17 protein-coding genes and 2 pseudogenes are annotated in these 16,055 nt (G+C 58.0%); 1 reads left to right on the forward strand and 18 read right to left on the reverse strand.

The window, feature by feature from the left end; translation table 11 throughout:
* Positions 1 to 74 precede the first annotated feature (74 nt).
* The 17 genes and pseudogenes from traQ to BLT55_RS28150 all read right to left on the reverse strand — a co-directional run bounded on the left by traQ (position 75) and on the right by BLT55_RS28150 (position 15,248).
* On the reverse strand, positions 75 to 617 hold the full coding sequence (traQ, locus tag BLT55_RS28065; RefSeq protein ID WP_074801668.1) for a conjugal transfer protein TraQ: 543 nt from the start codon (positions 615 to 617) through the stop codon (positions 75 to 77).
* An 8-nt stretch (positions 618 to 625) separates the two neighbouring features.
* Complete coding sequence (gene traP / locus BLT55_RS28070; protein WP_007247245.1) at positions 626 to 1,336, reverse strand: conjugal transfer protein TraP; 711 nt, start codon at positions 1,334 to 1,336, stop codon at positions 626 to 628.
* Entirely contained in the window at positions 1,333 to 2,691 is a 1,359-nt protein-coding gene (gene traO, locus BLT55_RS28075; RefSeq protein WP_074801672.1) for a conjugal transfer protein TraO, read from the reverse strand. Before traO ends, traP begins: the two co-directional genes overlap by 4 nt.
* Before the next feature lie 5 nt (positions 2,692 to 2,696).
* Positions 2,697 to 3,587: a DotH/IcmK family type IV secretion protein gene (locus tag BLT55_RS28080; protein WP_223862791.1), complete on the reverse strand. Its 891-nt coding sequence runs from the start codon at positions 3,585 to 3,587 to the stop codon at positions 2,697 to 2,699.
* A 217-nt stretch (positions 3,588 to 3,804) separates the two neighbouring features.
* Positions 3,805 to 4,512 (reverse strand): DotI/IcmL family type IV secretion protein, encoded by a 708-nt coding sequence (locus BLT55_RS28085; protein ID WP_011107031.1) that lies wholly within the window; start codon positions 4,510 to 4,512, stop codon positions 3,805 to 3,807.
* Positions 4,509 to 4,862, reverse strand: a complete 354-nt coding sequence (locus tag BLT55_RS28090; protein WP_005622158.1) for a conjugal transfer protein — start codon at positions 4,860 to 4,862, stop codon at positions 4,509 to 4,511. The genes BLT55_RS28085 and BLT55_RS28090 overlap by 4 nt, the downstream gene beginning before the upstream one ends.
* 25 nt (positions 4,863 to 4,887) lie before the next feature.
* Positions 4,888 to 9,180: an LPD7 domain-containing protein gene (locus tag BLT55_RS28095; protein ID WP_074801675.1), complete on the reverse strand. Its 4,293-nt coding sequence runs from the start codon at positions 9,178 to 9,180 to the stop codon at positions 4,888 to 4,890.
* Positions 9,181 to 9,222: 42 nt separating this feature from the next.
* Positions 9,223 to 9,510 carry an IcmT/TraK family protein gene (gene icmT, locus BLT55_RS28100; protein WP_074801678.1) on the reverse strand — a complete coding sequence of 96 codons (288 nt, stop codon included), beginning with the start codon at positions 9,508 to 9,510 and terminating at the stop codon, positions 9,223 to 9,225.
* 28 nt (positions 9,511 to 9,538) lie between these two features.
* On the reverse strand, positions 9,539 to 9,784 hold the full coding sequence (locus BLT55_RS28105; RefSeq protein ID WP_054999211.1) for a hypothetical protein: 246 nt from the start codon (positions 9,782 to 9,784) through the stop codon (positions 9,539 to 9,541).
* Positions 9,785 to 9,820: 36 nt separating this feature from the next.
* On the reverse strand, positions 9,821 to 10,372 hold the full coding sequence (locus tag BLT55_RS28110) for a phospholipase D family nuclease (RefSeq protein ID WP_054999212.1): 552 nt from the start codon (positions 10,370 to 10,372) through the stop codon (positions 9,821 to 9,823).
* Positions 10,369 to 10,953: a hypothetical protein gene (locus BLT55_RS33630; RefSeq protein WP_054999213.1), complete on the reverse strand. Its 585-nt coding sequence runs from the start codon at positions 10,951 to 10,953 to the stop codon at positions 10,369 to 10,371. Before BLT55_RS33630 ends, BLT55_RS28110 begins: the two co-directional genes overlap by 4 nt.
* A gap of 197 nt (positions 10,954 to 11,150) precedes the next feature.
* A pseudogene (traJ, locus tag BLT55_RS28120) lies at positions 11,151 to 12,332 on the reverse strand (plasmid transfer ATPase TraJ).
* Positions 12,329 to 13,129, reverse strand: a pseudogene (locus BLT55_RS28125) (type IV secretion system DotC family protein). The pseudogenes traJ and BLT55_RS28125 overlap by 4 nt, the downstream one beginning before the upstream one ends.
* A complete protein-coding gene (locus tag BLT55_RS28130) occupies positions 13,126 to 13,599 on the reverse strand; it encodes a DotD/TraH family lipoprotein (RefSeq protein ID WP_054068048.1) in 474 nt (157 codons plus the stop codon). Before BLT55_RS28130 ends, BLT55_RS28125 begins: the two are co-directional and overlap by 4 nt.
* Positions 13,600 to 13,635: 36 nt before the next feature.
* The gene (locus tag BLT55_RS28135) at positions 13,636 to 14,127 is read right to left on the reverse strand and encodes a lytic transglycosylase domain-containing protein (protein ID WP_074801681.1); all 492 of its coding nucleotides are present in this window, start codon (positions 14,125 to 14,127) and stop codon (positions 13,636 to 13,638) included.
* Positions 14,128 to 14,419: 292 nt separating this feature from the next.
* A complete protein-coding gene (locus BLT55_RS28145) occupies positions 14,420 to 14,626 on the reverse strand; it encodes a hypothetical protein (protein WP_004668200.1) in 207 nt (68 codons plus the stop codon).
* A gap of 88 nt (positions 14,627 to 14,714) precedes the next feature.
* Positions 14,715 to 15,248, reverse strand: a complete 534-nt coding sequence (locus BLT55_RS28150; protein WP_005769797.1) for a transcription termination/antitermination NusG family protein — start codon at positions 15,246 to 15,248, stop codon at positions 14,715 to 14,717.
* Between the two features lie 215 nt (positions 15,249 to 15,463).
* On the opposite strand from BLT55_RS28150, the gene BLT55_RS28155 reads away from it, so the two are divergent.
* Positions 15,464 to 15,835, forward strand: a complete 372-nt coding sequence (locus BLT55_RS28155) for a helix-turn-helix domain-containing protein (RefSeq protein WP_004642336.1) — start codon at positions 15,464 to 15,466, stop codon at positions 15,833 to 15,835.
* 1 nt (position 15,836) lies between these two features.
* Here the strand turns inward: BLT55_RS28155 and BLT55_RS28160 are convergent, their stop codons facing one another.
* The gene (locus BLT55_RS28160) at positions 15,837 to 16,034 is read right to left on the reverse strand and encodes a hypothetical protein (RefSeq protein WP_004642338.1); all 198 of its coding nucleotides are present in this window, start codon (positions 16,032 to 16,034) and stop codon (positions 15,837 to 15,839) included.
* Between the last annotated feature and the right edge of the window lie 21 nt (positions 16,035 to 16,055).

The following is a 16,055-nucleotide window of genomic DNA, read 5'->3' on the forward strand; positions in this document are numbered from 1 at the left end:
ACCAACTCCTAGGGATTAATCAGTAGGGTGTAACTATCGAAGGTGCGCCGAGGCGCTTTGACATCCCAATCTGCTTACAGCAGGCCGAGAGATTTTTGCAGGGCGCTAAGCAGGTACGGACTGCATACGCAGAAAACGCCCAGGACAAACTTGAGGGTACCGCTTGAAACGTCCTGACTGGCCGATAGGCCCGTATGCCCGTCCTTGAACGAGCGTTTCCAGGACAACATGCCTTGCAGCGCGAACCAGACGCCCAGCATGCGCACCAGACTTAACACGGCATTGGCCGCATCGGCTGCGACACCAAAGGTGCCCACGTCCACGTAGCTGATGGCATCGAAGGTCGCGCCCTGCCAACCAAACTGGCGGGCGGCAGCACTGATCATTTGATCGAGGCCGGCCAGGCCACCACAGAGCAACAACACGGCGATGACCTTGCCGCCACCTTCCGCATGGCCAGGTGCTTTGCGAGCCGCGCTAGCGTGAGTCGCAAGATAGGTCACCGCCCCAGTCACACCCAGCAACCCGCCCAGGGTAAAAGCCAGGTTGACGATGGAACTCAGCAGGTTGTGGGACAGATTGACCAACATTTGAATCGCGTCAGTACTGCCGTCCATGATTTACCTCATTTGATTGTGCCCGCGCTGGTCAGCACTTCGCGGGCCTGGGGATTGATGCCGGTGACGGTCACCTGGCCCAGTTTCTCGCCGGGACTGACGGCCCAGGTCTTGTCCTGCCAGTACACCCAGGCCATGCCGTTCTGAATGGCTTGCACGCGCATGCCATTCAACGGCGAACGTGTTTTAGCGACTGGCTTGCTGGCCTGCTGTGTCGTGGTCGTCGCGCCGGGTCGTCCTTCAAGGAAGGACAGACGTGCTGACAAGACGCTGTTTTGCGCTTGTGCCTCGGCCAGTTGCTGTTGCAGCGCCTGTTGTGCAACCCCCTGAGTCTTGATCGTTTCGGACAAGCGCTGGATCGCGGTGCGATTCACCTCTGCGTAGGTACGCACCCCGCCGATCATGGCCGCAACCTCGTTCTTGAACTGGCCCAAATCAGACTCGGCAGCGGCTGCAACAGGGTGGGTACTCGACTGTTCAGCGGGCAAAGGCTGCTGTTCTAAGTCATTTTCAAAGGCCAGGCGATTGACTGACGGGTTTTCTTCGCGGGCAAACAAGTACCAGCCAACCAGTGCCAATAACAGGGCAATGCCGATCAGCCAGGGCAGTGAAAGCCCCATGATGATCGGGCGTTGCCACACGCTACGACTGGGAGCCTGGGTGGGAGCCGGCATTTCAATCGTCGATGCCTTGGGCTCTGCTGGACTGAACTCGCTCATTGTTGACTCTCCTGCAGCTTGCGCTGCGCCTGGATTCGCGTCTGGGTCTGCGCACGCCATTGATCAGGCGTCAGCGGTTGAGCTGGGGACTGCGGTTGTGCCGACATGACGGCCTGAGCGGGAGCCGCAGGTTGCACCGTCTCACCGCTTCGCCCTGGGGCAACGGCATCACCTGCGTATACGCCTCGCATGAACTGAATCGCGACCACCTGCCCCTTGAACACATTGACTTGGGTAGCCGGGGTGCGGGCGGCGTCTTCAGTCAGCACTTTGGCCGCCTGACCGGCGGCACCGCCCAGAATGGTACCGGCGACCGCCGTTCCATCCGGCATGCCTGGTCGAGCGGTCTGGGTGGAAAAGCCATTGCTGAGGACCTGAGTATTGGCTTGTGAGTACATGTCGCTGATATTGCCAATGCCGCCCAGTACCGCTGGCAACACAATGCGTGACATGTAGCGGTGGTTTACTTCAGAAGCCACGTTGGCCAACAGGGTGTCGTCCTGAAGCGCATAGGCATCGACTTTGTAATTGACGCCCTTGAAGGCCATTTCAGTGAAGTGGATCACCACACCATCACCGGCCAACCTGGCGCCCTCGGGTGCCTTGAGCACAGCCCCGGCATACGGCCCGGACAGCTTGCCCAGCACCGGCGTGGTGCTGTTGTCCGAATCCACACCGATATCGATCACGCCAGCCCCGCGCCAGTAGGGCGGCACCACTTCGACAGGTGAATAGGGTTCTGCGGTGCTTTTCATGGAAGCGGTTTTCAGCTTGGCACCTCCCGGCAGGGTTTCACTCCAGCTGTCATAGCCTCCAGCAGAACCCGTGGTCGTATCGCCTGAGCCATTCGAAGCGTTAGTTCCCCCTAAAACATGGGCGAAGACCAGTCCGGACTGCCGCTCTTCGGCTTTTTTTTCAGGATTGATCCGTTCTAGCAATGCCTTCAGACGCGGGTCTTCCTTCTTTTCGGAGTCTTTTGAGTTCTCGTCCTGACGAGTACGGCTACGCCGGGCGGTAGGCTCTGCCTGAGGGGCAGGCTTGGCCTTCGTCACAGGCAGCATCACGCTCGTCTGCTCCATGGGCATACTGGCAATGAAGCTGCTGTTTTCGTTTTTAGCCGTGCTGGCCCCTTCCTCGTTGTATTGCTTGAGCAGATCGCGATAGGCAGGGCTTTCAGTGCTGTGGCTGCGCGAAGCTTGTGCTACTCGACCCAGGTCTACCTTCGATTGCGCCGGCTCAGGCCTGGCCAGCCAGTCCCAAAGCCAATAGGCACCACCAAGAACGACCACCAATGCGCCTCCAACCAGCGCTGCGGTGAGTTTCATGTCGCGTTTGGCATCGTTTTCGTTTGCCATGATGCTTACTCCAAGGCGACGTTGAGGGCCGCTGTGTGGCCCATGACTGAGAACGACACATAGGGCGTCACGGGTAATTTCCAGAGATGCGTACCGTCTGCCGACGACAACGTGGATTCGAACTCGTCCCGGATATCAGCCCGCGTGCGGATGTACAGGTCGTCACCCATTTGCCACACCGTGGTGTCTGGCACGTTGCCGGTGGTTTTGAGCTGTTTGGCCTCCTTGGGTGGAACGCCATCGAGAAACCCCTGCAGCACCCGATCGTGCAAGCCGATACGGACCTCGGGAGCGGCGCCTGGCTGAGCCCCTGGCCCACGCCTGGGCACACGCAAGTCCAGGCGACTGTCCACTGTCCACGTCTGGGCCTTGGTATCCGACTCCCCGCTGCTGACGTTGAGCATGATCGGCACGGCCAAACCTTCCAGGTAAACCGTGACGTTCCCGCTGGCAAACGGCTTTTCGGCGTACAAGACCATGACCGGGCTATTGGGCACGTAATACGGCGTGATATCGGGGTTGCCACTGATGGGCGCGGCGCCCAGTTTCCACGGCGCGCCGGTACTGTCGATAAAGGTCAAGGAAGTGGGGTAGTTCACCGCCGTGCGCACCAGCGGCAAACTGGCTCCCGGCGACAGATTCACCGTTTGTGCGCTGATTCTCGGCACAATGGCGACCTGCGGTGCGGCCATGGCCTTGTCAACCTCTCCAACCTGCCCGCGCAGTTGCCGAATCTCTTGGGGAGTCAGCGGAGAAACGCTGTCCTGAGCCTTTTGAAAAAGCTCGGATGGCGGCGGCGGGAGCGGATCATTTCCAGACGGTTGCTGAGCGGGTGCTGCATTCACATGGCCATTACCTTGTGCCGGCGATCCGGCTTTCTGTGCTGCCGGGTTCACACCCACTCCCATAGCCCAGCCCGAAGGTGCAGCCCCCGCAGCAGGCGTAACAGGGGCAGAGGGGGGAACCGCAGATTTAGCCGGAGCGGCCTCAGGGCTGACAGTTTCATCCGCCTAGGCGTAGCCGCTTGCCATAGGGCCAGCGCAATTGAAGTTTTCATAGGAGGTTCCTGTCTAGCGGAGCCGATTAAACGCGCACTAAATGCACCAGTGCGTATCAGTTAGCGTTGGTGGTAATCACTTGCGTGACTTCCAATCCTGCGTTTTTCACGCGTACGTCCGTCTGCTGAATGCGCAGAGTAAAAATGAAGCGCTGAGGCGGACTGCCCGATTGCTGACCATCCAGCTTCAAAGTCACGGGGTACTGGTACTCCCAGGCAAACTTGTCCCCGATCGTCCCGCTACCGCGAATCACACCTGGGCCAACGTCTACCCAGAGGTTCATGCGCTGATCCTTGACCGCTTTGAGCAGGTTCGAGGCCACCAAGGCTTTGTAATAGTCCTGGAAGCCCACTTCCGAGTAGCGCTCGCCCAGTTGGGTCATCTGATCGCGGTAATGCACGAAGTCCAGAGTGAAGCTCTGGCGAATGGTGTCGGCCCCAAAGGCCGACACGTCACGCCTGCTATGCCCTGGTTTGTCCGTAGGGATGATCTTGGTCACGCGACCACCCTCGGCCGCGAAGTACTTCACCGGAGGATGGGCGACCTGCCAGCCCAAGTAGCCATTCACGCTGACCGATAGCACCAGTGCAGGTGCCATCCAGAGCACTGCGGTCAGACAGCGATGGGCGAATGCCGCACCTAACGCACGGTCACGCTGCAACTGCATGGCATGCTCGAACGTGTGCTGATCTTCCGCCGTGGGGAGGTGAGGTATTTCCAGAGACTCTTCCACGGGCAGCAACTTCTCTGATGAGTCAGTCACAATGAACCTCCTACCGACTGCCACGGGTCCGAGCCGCTGGGGATGTGGCTGTTGATCTTGTCCACCGCCGCTTGGCATACCTGATCGGCCACCTGGTTCATCAGGTCTTCCAGGCTTGGAAACGAGGGAAGGCTGATGCTGGTGGTGCGAATGCGCGACAAGCAATCCTGGAGTTCGTCTGAGACGGTGCGCTCGCGCTCTGCCCACACGTCCGACGCCTTCTTGGCCCGCTCATACGCAGTCTGACTGCCCACACTGGCCGCTTGTCCTGAGCGGCACACTGCTGCGTTTCCCACAACGGGCAGGCAGCACACAACCATCAGCAGTGCACCGCACATGCTTTTCTTCATGATGAGTTCCTTTGCTGTTTGCGTTTTACACCGGACGTGGATCGCTCGGCTGTACTGACGGTGCCGCTGTGGGAGCTGACTTTGGGAGGGTGTTTTCCTCTTTCCAGCGCTGATCGAAGCCCAATAGGGCGTGCAAGGTCGGGGGCACCTCGCCAGGCGCGTCAAGCTTGCCAATGCGCACAGCGCTGTCGCCTTCGAGCTTAAAAGCAATGTGCTCTCTCGAAACCGGCTCGCCACCAGAGCGGTTGATGCCATTGCCCGTGCCGATCGGCAGCAGGCCTTCGGGGGTAATGGCGTTAAACACCATCGACGGCCCATCGTTACGGCCTGGAAGACTCACCAATACATGCTGAATCTGGTCCCCCTGACGCACCACACCTTGCAGATAGGGACCATCGCCGCGCACCAGGTACATGTCCAGATGGCCATCCTGTGACCAACTGCTGATGACGGGTTGTCCCGCTGTGTTGTTGGGGTCGATCGGCGGCCGAGGGGCTGACAGCTCGTCACCCGTTTTTGCGCTGCCTTCACCGTTTGGGGTCAACCAATACAGGCCATCAGTGGGTGGCGTGGGCAAGGGAGCCTCTACGCCCAGTTGCGCAAGCCAGGCTTGTTGCACCACGGCGAAACGCCCGGCGTCATAGGCGCCGAGTTTGACGCCCTCATCCTGGCCAGAACGCACTGCGGGGTTACCCTCTACCTTAAGGGCCCATTGGTTGCGATGGACGTCTTTATCGTCGTAACCCACGGTGACGCCCTGCTCGTTTTTGCGGGGCACCTTGACGGTAACCGGAAAATTGCCCAGCCACTGCAACGTCACCATTTTGCCTGGCTGCACACGGGTTTGGCGCAGCAGCCCCGCCAGCTCCTTGCCCCAAAAAGTCTCGACACCGTTCTTGGTACGCAGTGTGATGAAGGTGCTCACGGGCTTGTCTGGCTCAAAACGAAACGGCTGCTGGCCACATTTGAGGATCTTGCCTGTCACGCCATCCTTGGCCGCCTGGAAAGGCTGATGGATGGCGGGCGACACCTGCTGATTCGCTGACGTTGCAGGCTGATCCGATGCTGGAGCTGCCGAGGGCGGATTGATGACCGGTGCGTCGGGCTGTGCCGGTGGTGCAGGTTGAACCAGTGGCCGCTGCAGACCCTCAACGTCCAGCGGCTGATAAGCAGTACTTGCCGACGCGGTCGCAGACGAATGCCCCGATGCCGGCGCGGCTTGTTGAGGTTGCGGTGCCGAGGGCTGCGCCTGTGAAGGCTGTGGACCACCATACGGCGGTGGGGTATCACCATGAATGGCATCAAGCGTTACAGGGGGCTGTTTCAAAGCGTTACGGGCATCGTCCAGCAACATTTGCTGCGCAGGGTTCTTCATCTCCACATTGATCTGGTGCTGAGCAATCAGACCGATGGCTTTTGCCTTGAATTCGTCACTGCCGGTCAGTTCGATGCGCCCCCGGTAGAACCGTGCTGCCGTGAGCAACGCAGCTATCACCTTTTCATCGTCCTGACCTGCGCCTTGGGCCATCTCCAGGCGCGACCCACGATCAACGAAAGCAGGCTCGGCATCGAGCTTGTAGAGCACCGAGTTGTCACCTTGAACCTCGCGGCTGATGCGGGCCAACAGAGCGTCTTTGTCGATGTTGCTGGCTTGCGGTTGTGGCTCGTCGGCACCAATCGGAGCCCCTACGAAGATGGCATCCGGTACGACCGCCGGGCCGGTCTTACGTGCTGTGGTGAAACGACGCGGCAGGGCCCCTGACACCGGAACCTCCACGTCTGAAAGGCTTTCATTATCTTCGTTTTGAGCAGGCCCTGCCGGTGCGGTTATCGGTTGATCCTCAGCGACGGGGGAAGTGTCAGGATCAGCCTCTACTGACGCCTGTTGTTTAGCAGGAGGCGCAGCTGGTTGAGCTGTCTCGTTTGACTGCTCTGGCTCGGCCGCCGCCAAAGGTGGCCGGTTGAGTACAGGCGCGTCGGAGGACATTTCTTGGTCTGTCGCCGCAGGTGCCGCCGCCCTCTTCTGATCATCCACGTTGGCAGAAGAGCCTGGGTCGGCCTCTCCCGGTGCCTGTTGTTGAGCAGAGCGCGCATCTGGTTGAGCGGTTTCGTTAGACTGCTCTGGCACGACCTCCGCCGAGGTAGGCTGGGTGAGTTCAGGCGCGTCAGACGGCGTGTTGCGGTCTGTCGCCACAGACATTGTCGCTTTGGGCTGTTCGTCAACGATCGCGGAAGCGTCAGGATCGGCCTCTACCGACGCCAGTTGCTCAGCAGGTGACAACGCCAAAGGTGGCTGGGTGGATACCTGCGCGTCATCAATGCCAACCGGTGCTTCAGTGACCTGGGCAGTTTCGGGCGACTGGCTTTCAACAGATGACGCTTCAGATGCAACCGGTTGAGAACTACGGGTCTGCGGCGGTGCGGATTGATCCGGGACCTGTATTGAAGCTGCAGGCGCTGCATCCAGTTCCAGCGTTTCTTGCGCGGGAGTGGCTACCTTTTGCTCAGTATTGTCCGGAGACTGAGTGTGCGAATCTGTCGGCATGGTAGTTATCTCTTCATACTGTCGAATCAGGGGAGCTGTCTGTTCGCGCACCGCGTCCAGTCCTCGTGATTGGTGAAGGTCGTTGAAGTCCGTGAAACCAAGGGCAATTTCAGCGTCGTTGAACGTTGGATACAGAACCTGGCCCCCCACCGCTATGGCCGCCTCATTGGCCATGATCAACCCCTTGTTCACGTCCTTGGCATGATCGAAATCCGCCATGAACAGGTGCCGACTGTCGGGATACTGCTGATGCAGCACCTTGGCCACCGCCACCATGTTGCCTGCGTCAATGGTCATCACCACCGGCAGGCCGGTGGCCAGGTTCAGGCTGCGCGCCGTGGCATAACCCTCGGCATACAGAATGGGGTTAACCGGATCGAGCGGGCCGCCCACCACCAGGAAATGCTCTTGTTTGGGAGCATCCTTGAAGAGGAACTTCTCACCCTCGGGTGGGATGTACTGCAGCGTCTTGAACGTTCCCGAGGCATTAAAAAACGGCACCACCAGGGCACCGTTTCGTGTTTGACGAATGTCGGGCGTCGGGGGTATTCCCTTTCGCACCAGGTAGGGGTGCGCAGGGTCTGCGGCGGGCAGCCGGTCGTAAAGTCTCTTGGCAGCCAACGTCTGCTTGGCGTAGGTAACAGCGCGATCACGAGCGGCGTCTTCCTGGGCTTGCTTGGCCCCGGCCCGAATGTGCAGGCGGGTGATCGGATCAGACTCACCGCCAGTCGCCGCCCAGTTGGTCACATCCTTGGGCGAATCGGCACGATGGTAGTTGATGAACCAGCCAGCAGGGCGACGATCCAGAAAACCGCAATAGACGCCGCTTTTCTTGCCGTGCTTGTCATCGACCGTCGCGACACGCTGCCGACTACCGTCCATCACCGGCATGCCTTTGACGACCAGGCCGGCTTGAGTCAGTACATCTAGAAACTCTGATTCGGCGTCACCACCCCCAGCGCGGCGGCTTGGATCAGGCAACCAGGCGGTGATGCGATCAAGGTCACATCCAGGTCTGGCAAACCAAAGCTTTTCTTCTTTGTTCCAGGCAATGGCCGCACGACCGTCACTGAGTCGTCCGGCAGACAGACGAGCCTTATCACGATCATCAGGCGGCACAGCCAGCCAAACCGGGTATTCGGATGTGCGAGGGGCTGTTTCAATCTTGAACTGGGCATTGTCCGACGCCGGGAAGTTCTGTTGCGACCGGCTGCGGTCGTGCAACCCTTCGGCCACCATCGTCGTGAGGTTGATGAGGTCACTGACCTGCATCGCACGCGTACGCTCTATGCAGGTTTCGCGAAAAGAACGGGCACCCTCGGCAACGTTGCCACGGATTGGTGAAACAATCCTTTCACAGGCAAAAGCAAAAACTTCCTCTGCCTTCATTGAGTCAGTCAACTGAGGATAAATCCTGGCAACCTCAGCCCAGAGAGCAGCCATGCCCGGATCATTGCGTGACTGGATGACGCCTTCTAGGACCGCTCGTTTTTCGGCGGGGTTGAAGGTGTTGATCCCATAATGTCCGAGTACTTCGTGCCTAAGAGTTCTTCTAAAGTGGTCCTCGTCACGAAAGTTGGAAATGGCAAATTCGGCTCGTCCTCTTCCTGGACGAAATGAACCGAGGATGGTTCCAGCGGCTTCTCGGGTGGCTTGCGGTCCATAAAGCTCCTCCTGGGTTTCTCTGATCTTGTAGCTGATGGTGGACGCTACCGGGTAGGTCGCACAGAATTCAATCACTAACTTCTTCGCATGATCAATGGTTAACGTCATTGTCTCTCGCCTCCATTATGGGCGCCATTTGCAATAGCAAGTTCATCGCTCCCCCCTTTCGGTAAAGCGTCGATACCACCAGGGCCGACCGGACATGCGCTTGCCGCGCATCAGGTAAGCCAGTCGCATCACCAGGACCTGGAACGTCCATCCAAAGAACGAGAGCAGCCGAAAGCCGCCAATAATGGCGGTGATGACGCAGAGCGTGATCATGCTGGGGAAGCGAAACCACGCCAGGTACAACAAGAACAAGGGGGCTGGTATGCCGTAGAGATTGAGAAGGCGTGAGGCGTCGCGCCAATAGCTCGGTTGCAGTTGCTGGTCAGACATGGATGACTCCTATGCTGCGGTTGGGCCGCTAGCCCGATTCGTGATCTCCTTTTTTTGCCGGCGCGAGTTCCGGGAACTCAACCAGCAATGCCTTGTTGCCCTGGGCGATGTGTTTCATTACTGCCAGTCTGATGTTTTCACGCACGCTCCCTGTCGATACGAAGTACATGCCCCAGGCCTGATCGGGCGTGCAATGGCCGATCTGTTCCTCAATGTCTCGGAAGGCCTTGCATTCGTCTCGGGTTGAGCAGCACTGCTGAGCGTATTGGCACATGACGTTCCCCTCCCTAGTAGTTTCATCACACCTTCCTCAATAAGTCGGCTGATAAGGCTGGCCCTGTACCCAGCGTGATTGCCAATGCTCCAGGTACACGCTGGCCACCGCAGGAACGTCCCACATCACCACCGCATTTTCGCTGTTGGCCTTGGCAGCCGAGGCCGAGTAGTTGAACGAGCCGGTCTCGACGTTCTGGCCGTCGGTGATGAACACCTTGTCGTGCTGAATCTTGTACGCACCGTTGGTGCGCACAGGGATTTGCGCGTTGGCCAGCAGGTTCATCGCAGCGCGACTGGCCCTGTTGTCGTTGCCATGGGCATCGACCACCACCTGTACATCGACGCCGCGCCGTTTGGCTTGCACCAACGCCTTGACAACGCTTGGAGAGGTGAAGCTGTAGGCCATCAGCCGTATCTGCTGCCGGGCTCGCTGGATCACATTGAGTACCAACTGCTCCGCGCTGCCCTCGGGTGAAAAACCCACCTGGATTTCCGCCGCCTGAACGGTAAAGGACAGATTGCACAGCAGCACCGAGGCCAGCAGCCCACGACTGAGCGGTCTGGTTAACGCCGATAGGGCAGTCATGACTCGGCACTCTGTTCAAGAGCGCTGGGTACTTCTCGATGCGCTTGTGCTTGTTGCACCAAAGGCTCAGTCATGGCGTGGCCCCTCTTGGCAGGCTTGCAAAGGACTGCACCGAGATTTTCAGCGGCAACCTTGAGCCATTCGTTTGCATCACGCATGGCACCGGCGTCTATGGCTGTGTCGGTCTTGTCCTGGCGGCACAACATGAGAAACTCATAGGCTTTCTTGACCTGATCGATCTGCTCCCGACTATCCTTCTCCGACCCAGCCAGTTCGGCCTTCAGCTGCTCGATCTCGGCCTGGAGTGAGTCGACGATTTTCGGAGCCTTGCCAGAACCAATTGGCGAAGCCTGCACTATTGCTGCCAGTACCTGCGCCATGTCGTTCCACGAAACACCTATGAACTTTCCATCAGGAGCGCACAGCTCCAGTAACTTCTCTCCGCCGCGCAGGCACATGAGATGCGTCGGCTCAAAGATGGATTCGAATCTGGCGATTTCGCCTTGCAGGAATTTGATCCGGTCCCGACTGCCTGCCAGGAGGCAGCGAAGTGTCTCTATCTCTTCGAATTTGTTGCTCATTTCAATTCCTTCGCGCGTTGCGCATAGAGGGTCTGACGCTGCGTCGAGCAGGCCTTGTGGTTTCCGCATTACCTAGGGATGGGGGGCATCCTTGCCTGCATTTCGAAGGTCGGCTTCAGGTCGAGCAGTGCTTCCACCCGAACTGGGCCACGCCTTGTTTGCCAGACTGGCGGGACTAAACTGCACCAAAAGCTCAATCATGGCGTGGCCCGCTGTTCGAGTTCCCGCAATTGCGAGGCGGTCATGGCCACCGCCAGTTCACGCCGGTCAATGCGACCTTCCAGATGAAGACGCCAGGCCTGATCAGCGAAGCGTCGTTGCTCCAAGCGAATAATGGAGTCGATATGCCGACCCCATTCGGGGTAAGGCATGCTGGCCAGCTTGGCGCGCAGCCCATCATCGAAGATGATGTATTCGCGCACGGCCTGACGTTTGCCATCGGTGGTGCGCAGCAGCTTTTGCACGATGATGTATTGCAGAACGCTCAGTAGATCGTGGGCCGTAGCCTCGCGCATTTCCGAGGGCACCATGGTCAGGCACCGTGGAATGGCCTCTCCAGGTGAATGGATGTGCAAGGTGCTGAGATTGAAATGGCCCACCTGTCCGGCCAAAACGGCGGCCTGGAAGGTCTCCAAATCCCGCATTTCACCCACCCCGATGATCGACGGTGCCCGGCGAAGATCTGCCCGAATGCCTTCGGCATAGTTGGCAACGTCTCGACCTATCTGCAGCTGCGTCGAGGCCAATACATCCCCTGGACGCGCGAGAATGAATTCGATCGGGTCTTCGATCGTGGTCACCTTGCGGTCAGGATCGGTGTCCAGGCAAAAGCGATAGATAGCGGCCGCCTGGGTACTTTTACCCGACCCCGTGATTCCACCAATGAGCCCTAGACCATTGGACGGCAACAACGCTTCGAACAGATCTTCTTCCAGCCCCATCTTTGTTAGATCCGGGATATCAGATGGAATGATCCGCATCGTCAGGGCGATGGTGGCGTCCAGCCGCCCAGCAGTGGCCTGCACAAAGTTGCAGCGAAAGCGTAATCGCTCGCCACGCTCCAGGCCGTAGCGCTGGTTGATGTCGCCATCCAGTTGTATGGCCCGGTCTACAGGGCGACCACCGCGTACCGTCGGCCGGATTTCAGGGCTGAACAGATCATCGAGGAGCTTGGACCACGTATCGTCAGCCAGCACAAACCGGCTGGCCTGGCGCAAGCGACCTTGATGCCCGACCACCAGGTGGTTACCGCCCTAGATGTGAATGTCGCTGGCTGACTGCCGTGCACACCAGACGAAAAAATCGCGCAAGGTGTCTGCATTCAGCCCGTCTTCAAAAGCGTAGGGGGCAAAATCCATTGTCTGTGTCGTCTGGGTCATGGCTGCACCTTGCGTATCACCGGATGCCACTGGGTTTTGTCAGGAACAAAGCCGGCGTTCTCCTTGAGGCTTCGTACGCGATCGCCCGTGGTCAGCTTCTGCCGATCCCCCGTCACGGTCTGCTGTTGATCCGTGACGACCGGCGCCGTGATGAACCCCTGACGCAGTAACTGCGAGTACATCAGCATGCCCCGGTAATCTCGGGTCAGGCGGTTGAAATTGGCTTCAAGGATCTGATCGGCACTTTGCCGCCCTTCACCCCAGCCCTAGCGGACCGCCGCTTGCCAAAGCGCCTTCTGCAAACGGTTTTCAGGTGTGACTGACACGGCGTCATCAGGGCTCGACGATGACAGGCCCGCCATCAACCAGGTACGCCACGACGGTGGATTACTGACGAACCGTTCGGGCACGATGATTTCGTAAACATGGCTCGCAGTGCGTATCTGCCGTGGCGTGATATGGGCCACGTCCACCGCCTCGTCGATGACCGGCGGTAGCCAGCCTTCACGGCTGATCAGGGTCCGAAAGTCATACAGGCCATTGAGTCGCCCGATCTGCCCCTCCAATGCCTGGCGTAATTCCCACGCGCGCTCAGCCTTACCGCCGCGAAACCCTGTATTGCGTCCCGATTCCTCCAGCAGTTGTCGCCGCGATTCGGTCACGTCTGCTGACGGCGGGTCAACGGGGGCAAGATAGCTTTCCAATGGCGCCGGCGTGTCGGAGGGTGTGGAAGGTGGCGTATGTCCACACCCTTGCAGGCCCTGCAACAGGACAAGCGTCAGAATTGATTTTTTCACTGACGCCCTCCCGCCTTCTTGGCAGGCTCCGCCTGCGCAAAGGCCAGGGTCAGTTGCCCTGGAAGCTGGGTCAGGGTCGCACGCCAGGCTGTTTGCATCTCGATCAGGCGCAACAGATTCGCATAGGAGATTCCATTGACCTTGAGGTTCACCGGCAAGGGCAGGCGCACGCCGGTCCAGGCAAACGTCTGACCGCGCTGGCGGGCCAGATGGGACAGCAGCTCAATCGCGTCACCGCTCCAGTCAACCGCGACCATATCGCTCTGAGCACGGATAGCATCGGTCGGCAGGCTTGACCGTGTATTGATCACACCTTCCATCCACAGCGTTTCTTGCTGTAACGCAACCCGATCAAGTACCGGCGCAGCTGTCGCAGAAGGCGTAGGAGCCGCCGGCGGCTTCTCACAAAAACTCTGGCAGCCAGACAGCAGCAATGCCGCCGCCGGCGCAGCCCAAAGGGAGTATTTCATCGATAGTCTCCTGACACCCCAAACCGGGCGCAGTCATTAACGGATAGCGAGGTGGGCCGGTGCAGCGCCCAATGCTTTGAGGCGGTCGTAGACGTTGCGCACTTGCTGCGCGTAATGCAGGCGCCGTTGCTCCTGGCGTTGCGAAGGGTCAAAGCCTGCGTTATACGAACCTAGGCAACGCCAGGTATTGCCGCACACACGAAGATGTTGAGCCAGTACCCAAGCCCCCGCCTGAACGTTAAAGCAGGCGTTGGTGAGCAGGTCCTCCGCTCGCGTGATCAGTCCCATCCTGACCAGCCGGTTAGCGTTGCGCGTGCTGATCTGCATGACGCCGTAGTCGGTGCTGAGCACTTTTCCAGACGAATCGCGGTTAAGGTTCACTGCATCAGGCTGCAGCTTACTTTCCTGTATGCCGATCGCTTGCAGTAGCACCGGATCAACTCCATAGCGCTGGCCAGCCTCCTGGAAGCAGAAAGCAGAGGCCTGCAACGGCGCCGACAATGCCAAAACCAGCCATAGGCAGCGCATGGCTAACCCCCGGCAACAGGCACAGGCCTGACGGGAGCTTTGACTGCGGGAGCCTGTGCTTTAGCGGTCGTTTTGACCTGTGCTGACACGGGAGCAAAGGAAGGAACAGCGCTGGTCTGGTGCAACCGGCTCTGCGCCTGGCTCACCGAAGAAGCGCTCTGTCGGATCAGCTCATCCACCCGTTCCCCCGCCGGTTCCTGTGCGAACTTGGCCGTCGGATGGCTGCACCCTGACAGAGAGATGAGCAGCACGGAAAAAAGGAGTCTCTTTTGCATTGCGACCTCCTCAATGACTACCTTTTGGAGTCATCAACCATTTTTTGGATAGCCGCTTCCAGGAAGTTATCGATCAGGTAGCGAGCCACTACGGAAGGAGAGATTTGCCGAGGACTGTTGGTTTCATAACTCACCCGTATGGCGGCTTTGTTGAGCGCATCGACCCTGAGCGGCTTAATGTAGACGCTGGTGGTCTTGGTGGTTGCTTCTTCAGATGGCGCCATGGGAACTCCTACATATTGTGTGAACGCAAAAAAACACCGCCTGGCAAAGCCCGGCGGTGAAATGGAAAATCGTGGGAAGTGGTAATGCCTAGGCGGCACGTACCCTCGAATAGCAAAGGGTTCCGTGGCGCCTGACAAGGCGCTCCAGCGCTGCGTCCTGGGCCAGGAGCGCAAGGAAAGCCGCTCTACGCGCAGCTTCAGATTTCATGTCGATGATCAGACGCAGCGTTTTTTCCAGCTCTGTCGGCAAATTACGAAACTCGATGCAATCAAGCGCACGGTTGGAACGAACCAAAGCCGCTGCCTTCAAGCCCTCTACTGTGCTGTCCTGCATGACACACGCTTGACCGCCGAACTCACACGTTTGACCGCCGAACTGAACAAACCCACGGGCGCCGTTCAACGCGGTGATGGTGGTGGTGTGCGTCACTTGGGGATCGAAGCGCAGCAGCAGGTAGCCAGGAAACAAACGCACCACCTTCTCTGTCGATGAAGGGCGATCAGGACGTTTGCGGTAGGTAATGCTTTCGGGGGAATACACTTCCACATCCAACCGCTCGATCGACGTGATAAGTGACTGATACACGGAAGAATTGTGCATCAAAACACGCCAATTTTTCATACTCAGAACCTTTCGATCAGGCGCTCTTTCGAATTCCCAAACCGCTGAGCGCAGGGGCGAGTGATGTGCTGATGAGAACCAGCTCCATCCATCTCTGGGTAATGGGTGACCGACAGGAGATGGATTTCTAGGGAACAAAATAAATCAGTCGATAGTAAAAGCAAACACATTACGACCTAAAGATACAGAAGTGGCCTTTTTATGAAGCCAAGCTTATGAAATTATTGATTTTTTTTGGAGACACTGTGGACAGTCTAAGGAGCGTAGTCGGAGCAAAAATCAAGGTCCTCCGGAAAATGGCCGACCTGAGTCAGGCTGAGTTAGCCGCACTGATAGGGTGTGATGCTCCTATCATCGGACGATATGAAAGAGGCATACACATGCCCAGCATTGAACAATTGATTAAGCTTTCCACTGCCCTGAAGGTATCTCCAGCTGAGTTACTCCCAAATCAAGATGATGAAATCCGACAACAGCTAATTAGCTTAAGATCGCAGCTTTCCCTAATAGGAATGAAAATCGACTCCCCGGTAATCTTGGAAAAAATAATTGATCATGCAAAAAGCTTAGACCCTGATCTAGACTGACTTAAAAGTCAAAAATATTAGCACTTTCAACTGAAAGCTCGTCGATAATTTGTCGAATCCTTCTGCACCGGGTAGCTTGACACTTCAAAGACTCTTCATCTTTATAAATAACATCATCACTCGCTATATAAAAATATATCCTTGCCATTTCAGACAAGGAATGTAGCTCTTGAGCTTTCTTTGCTACTTCTTCAATCATACCTTAATCCTCCTTCCCAGC

The organism is Pseudomonas cannabina (assembly GCF_900100365.1).
Classification (GTDB): Bacteria; Pseudomonadota; Gammaproteobacteria; order Pseudomonadales; family Pseudomonadaceae; genus Aquipseudomonas; species Aquipseudomonas cannabina.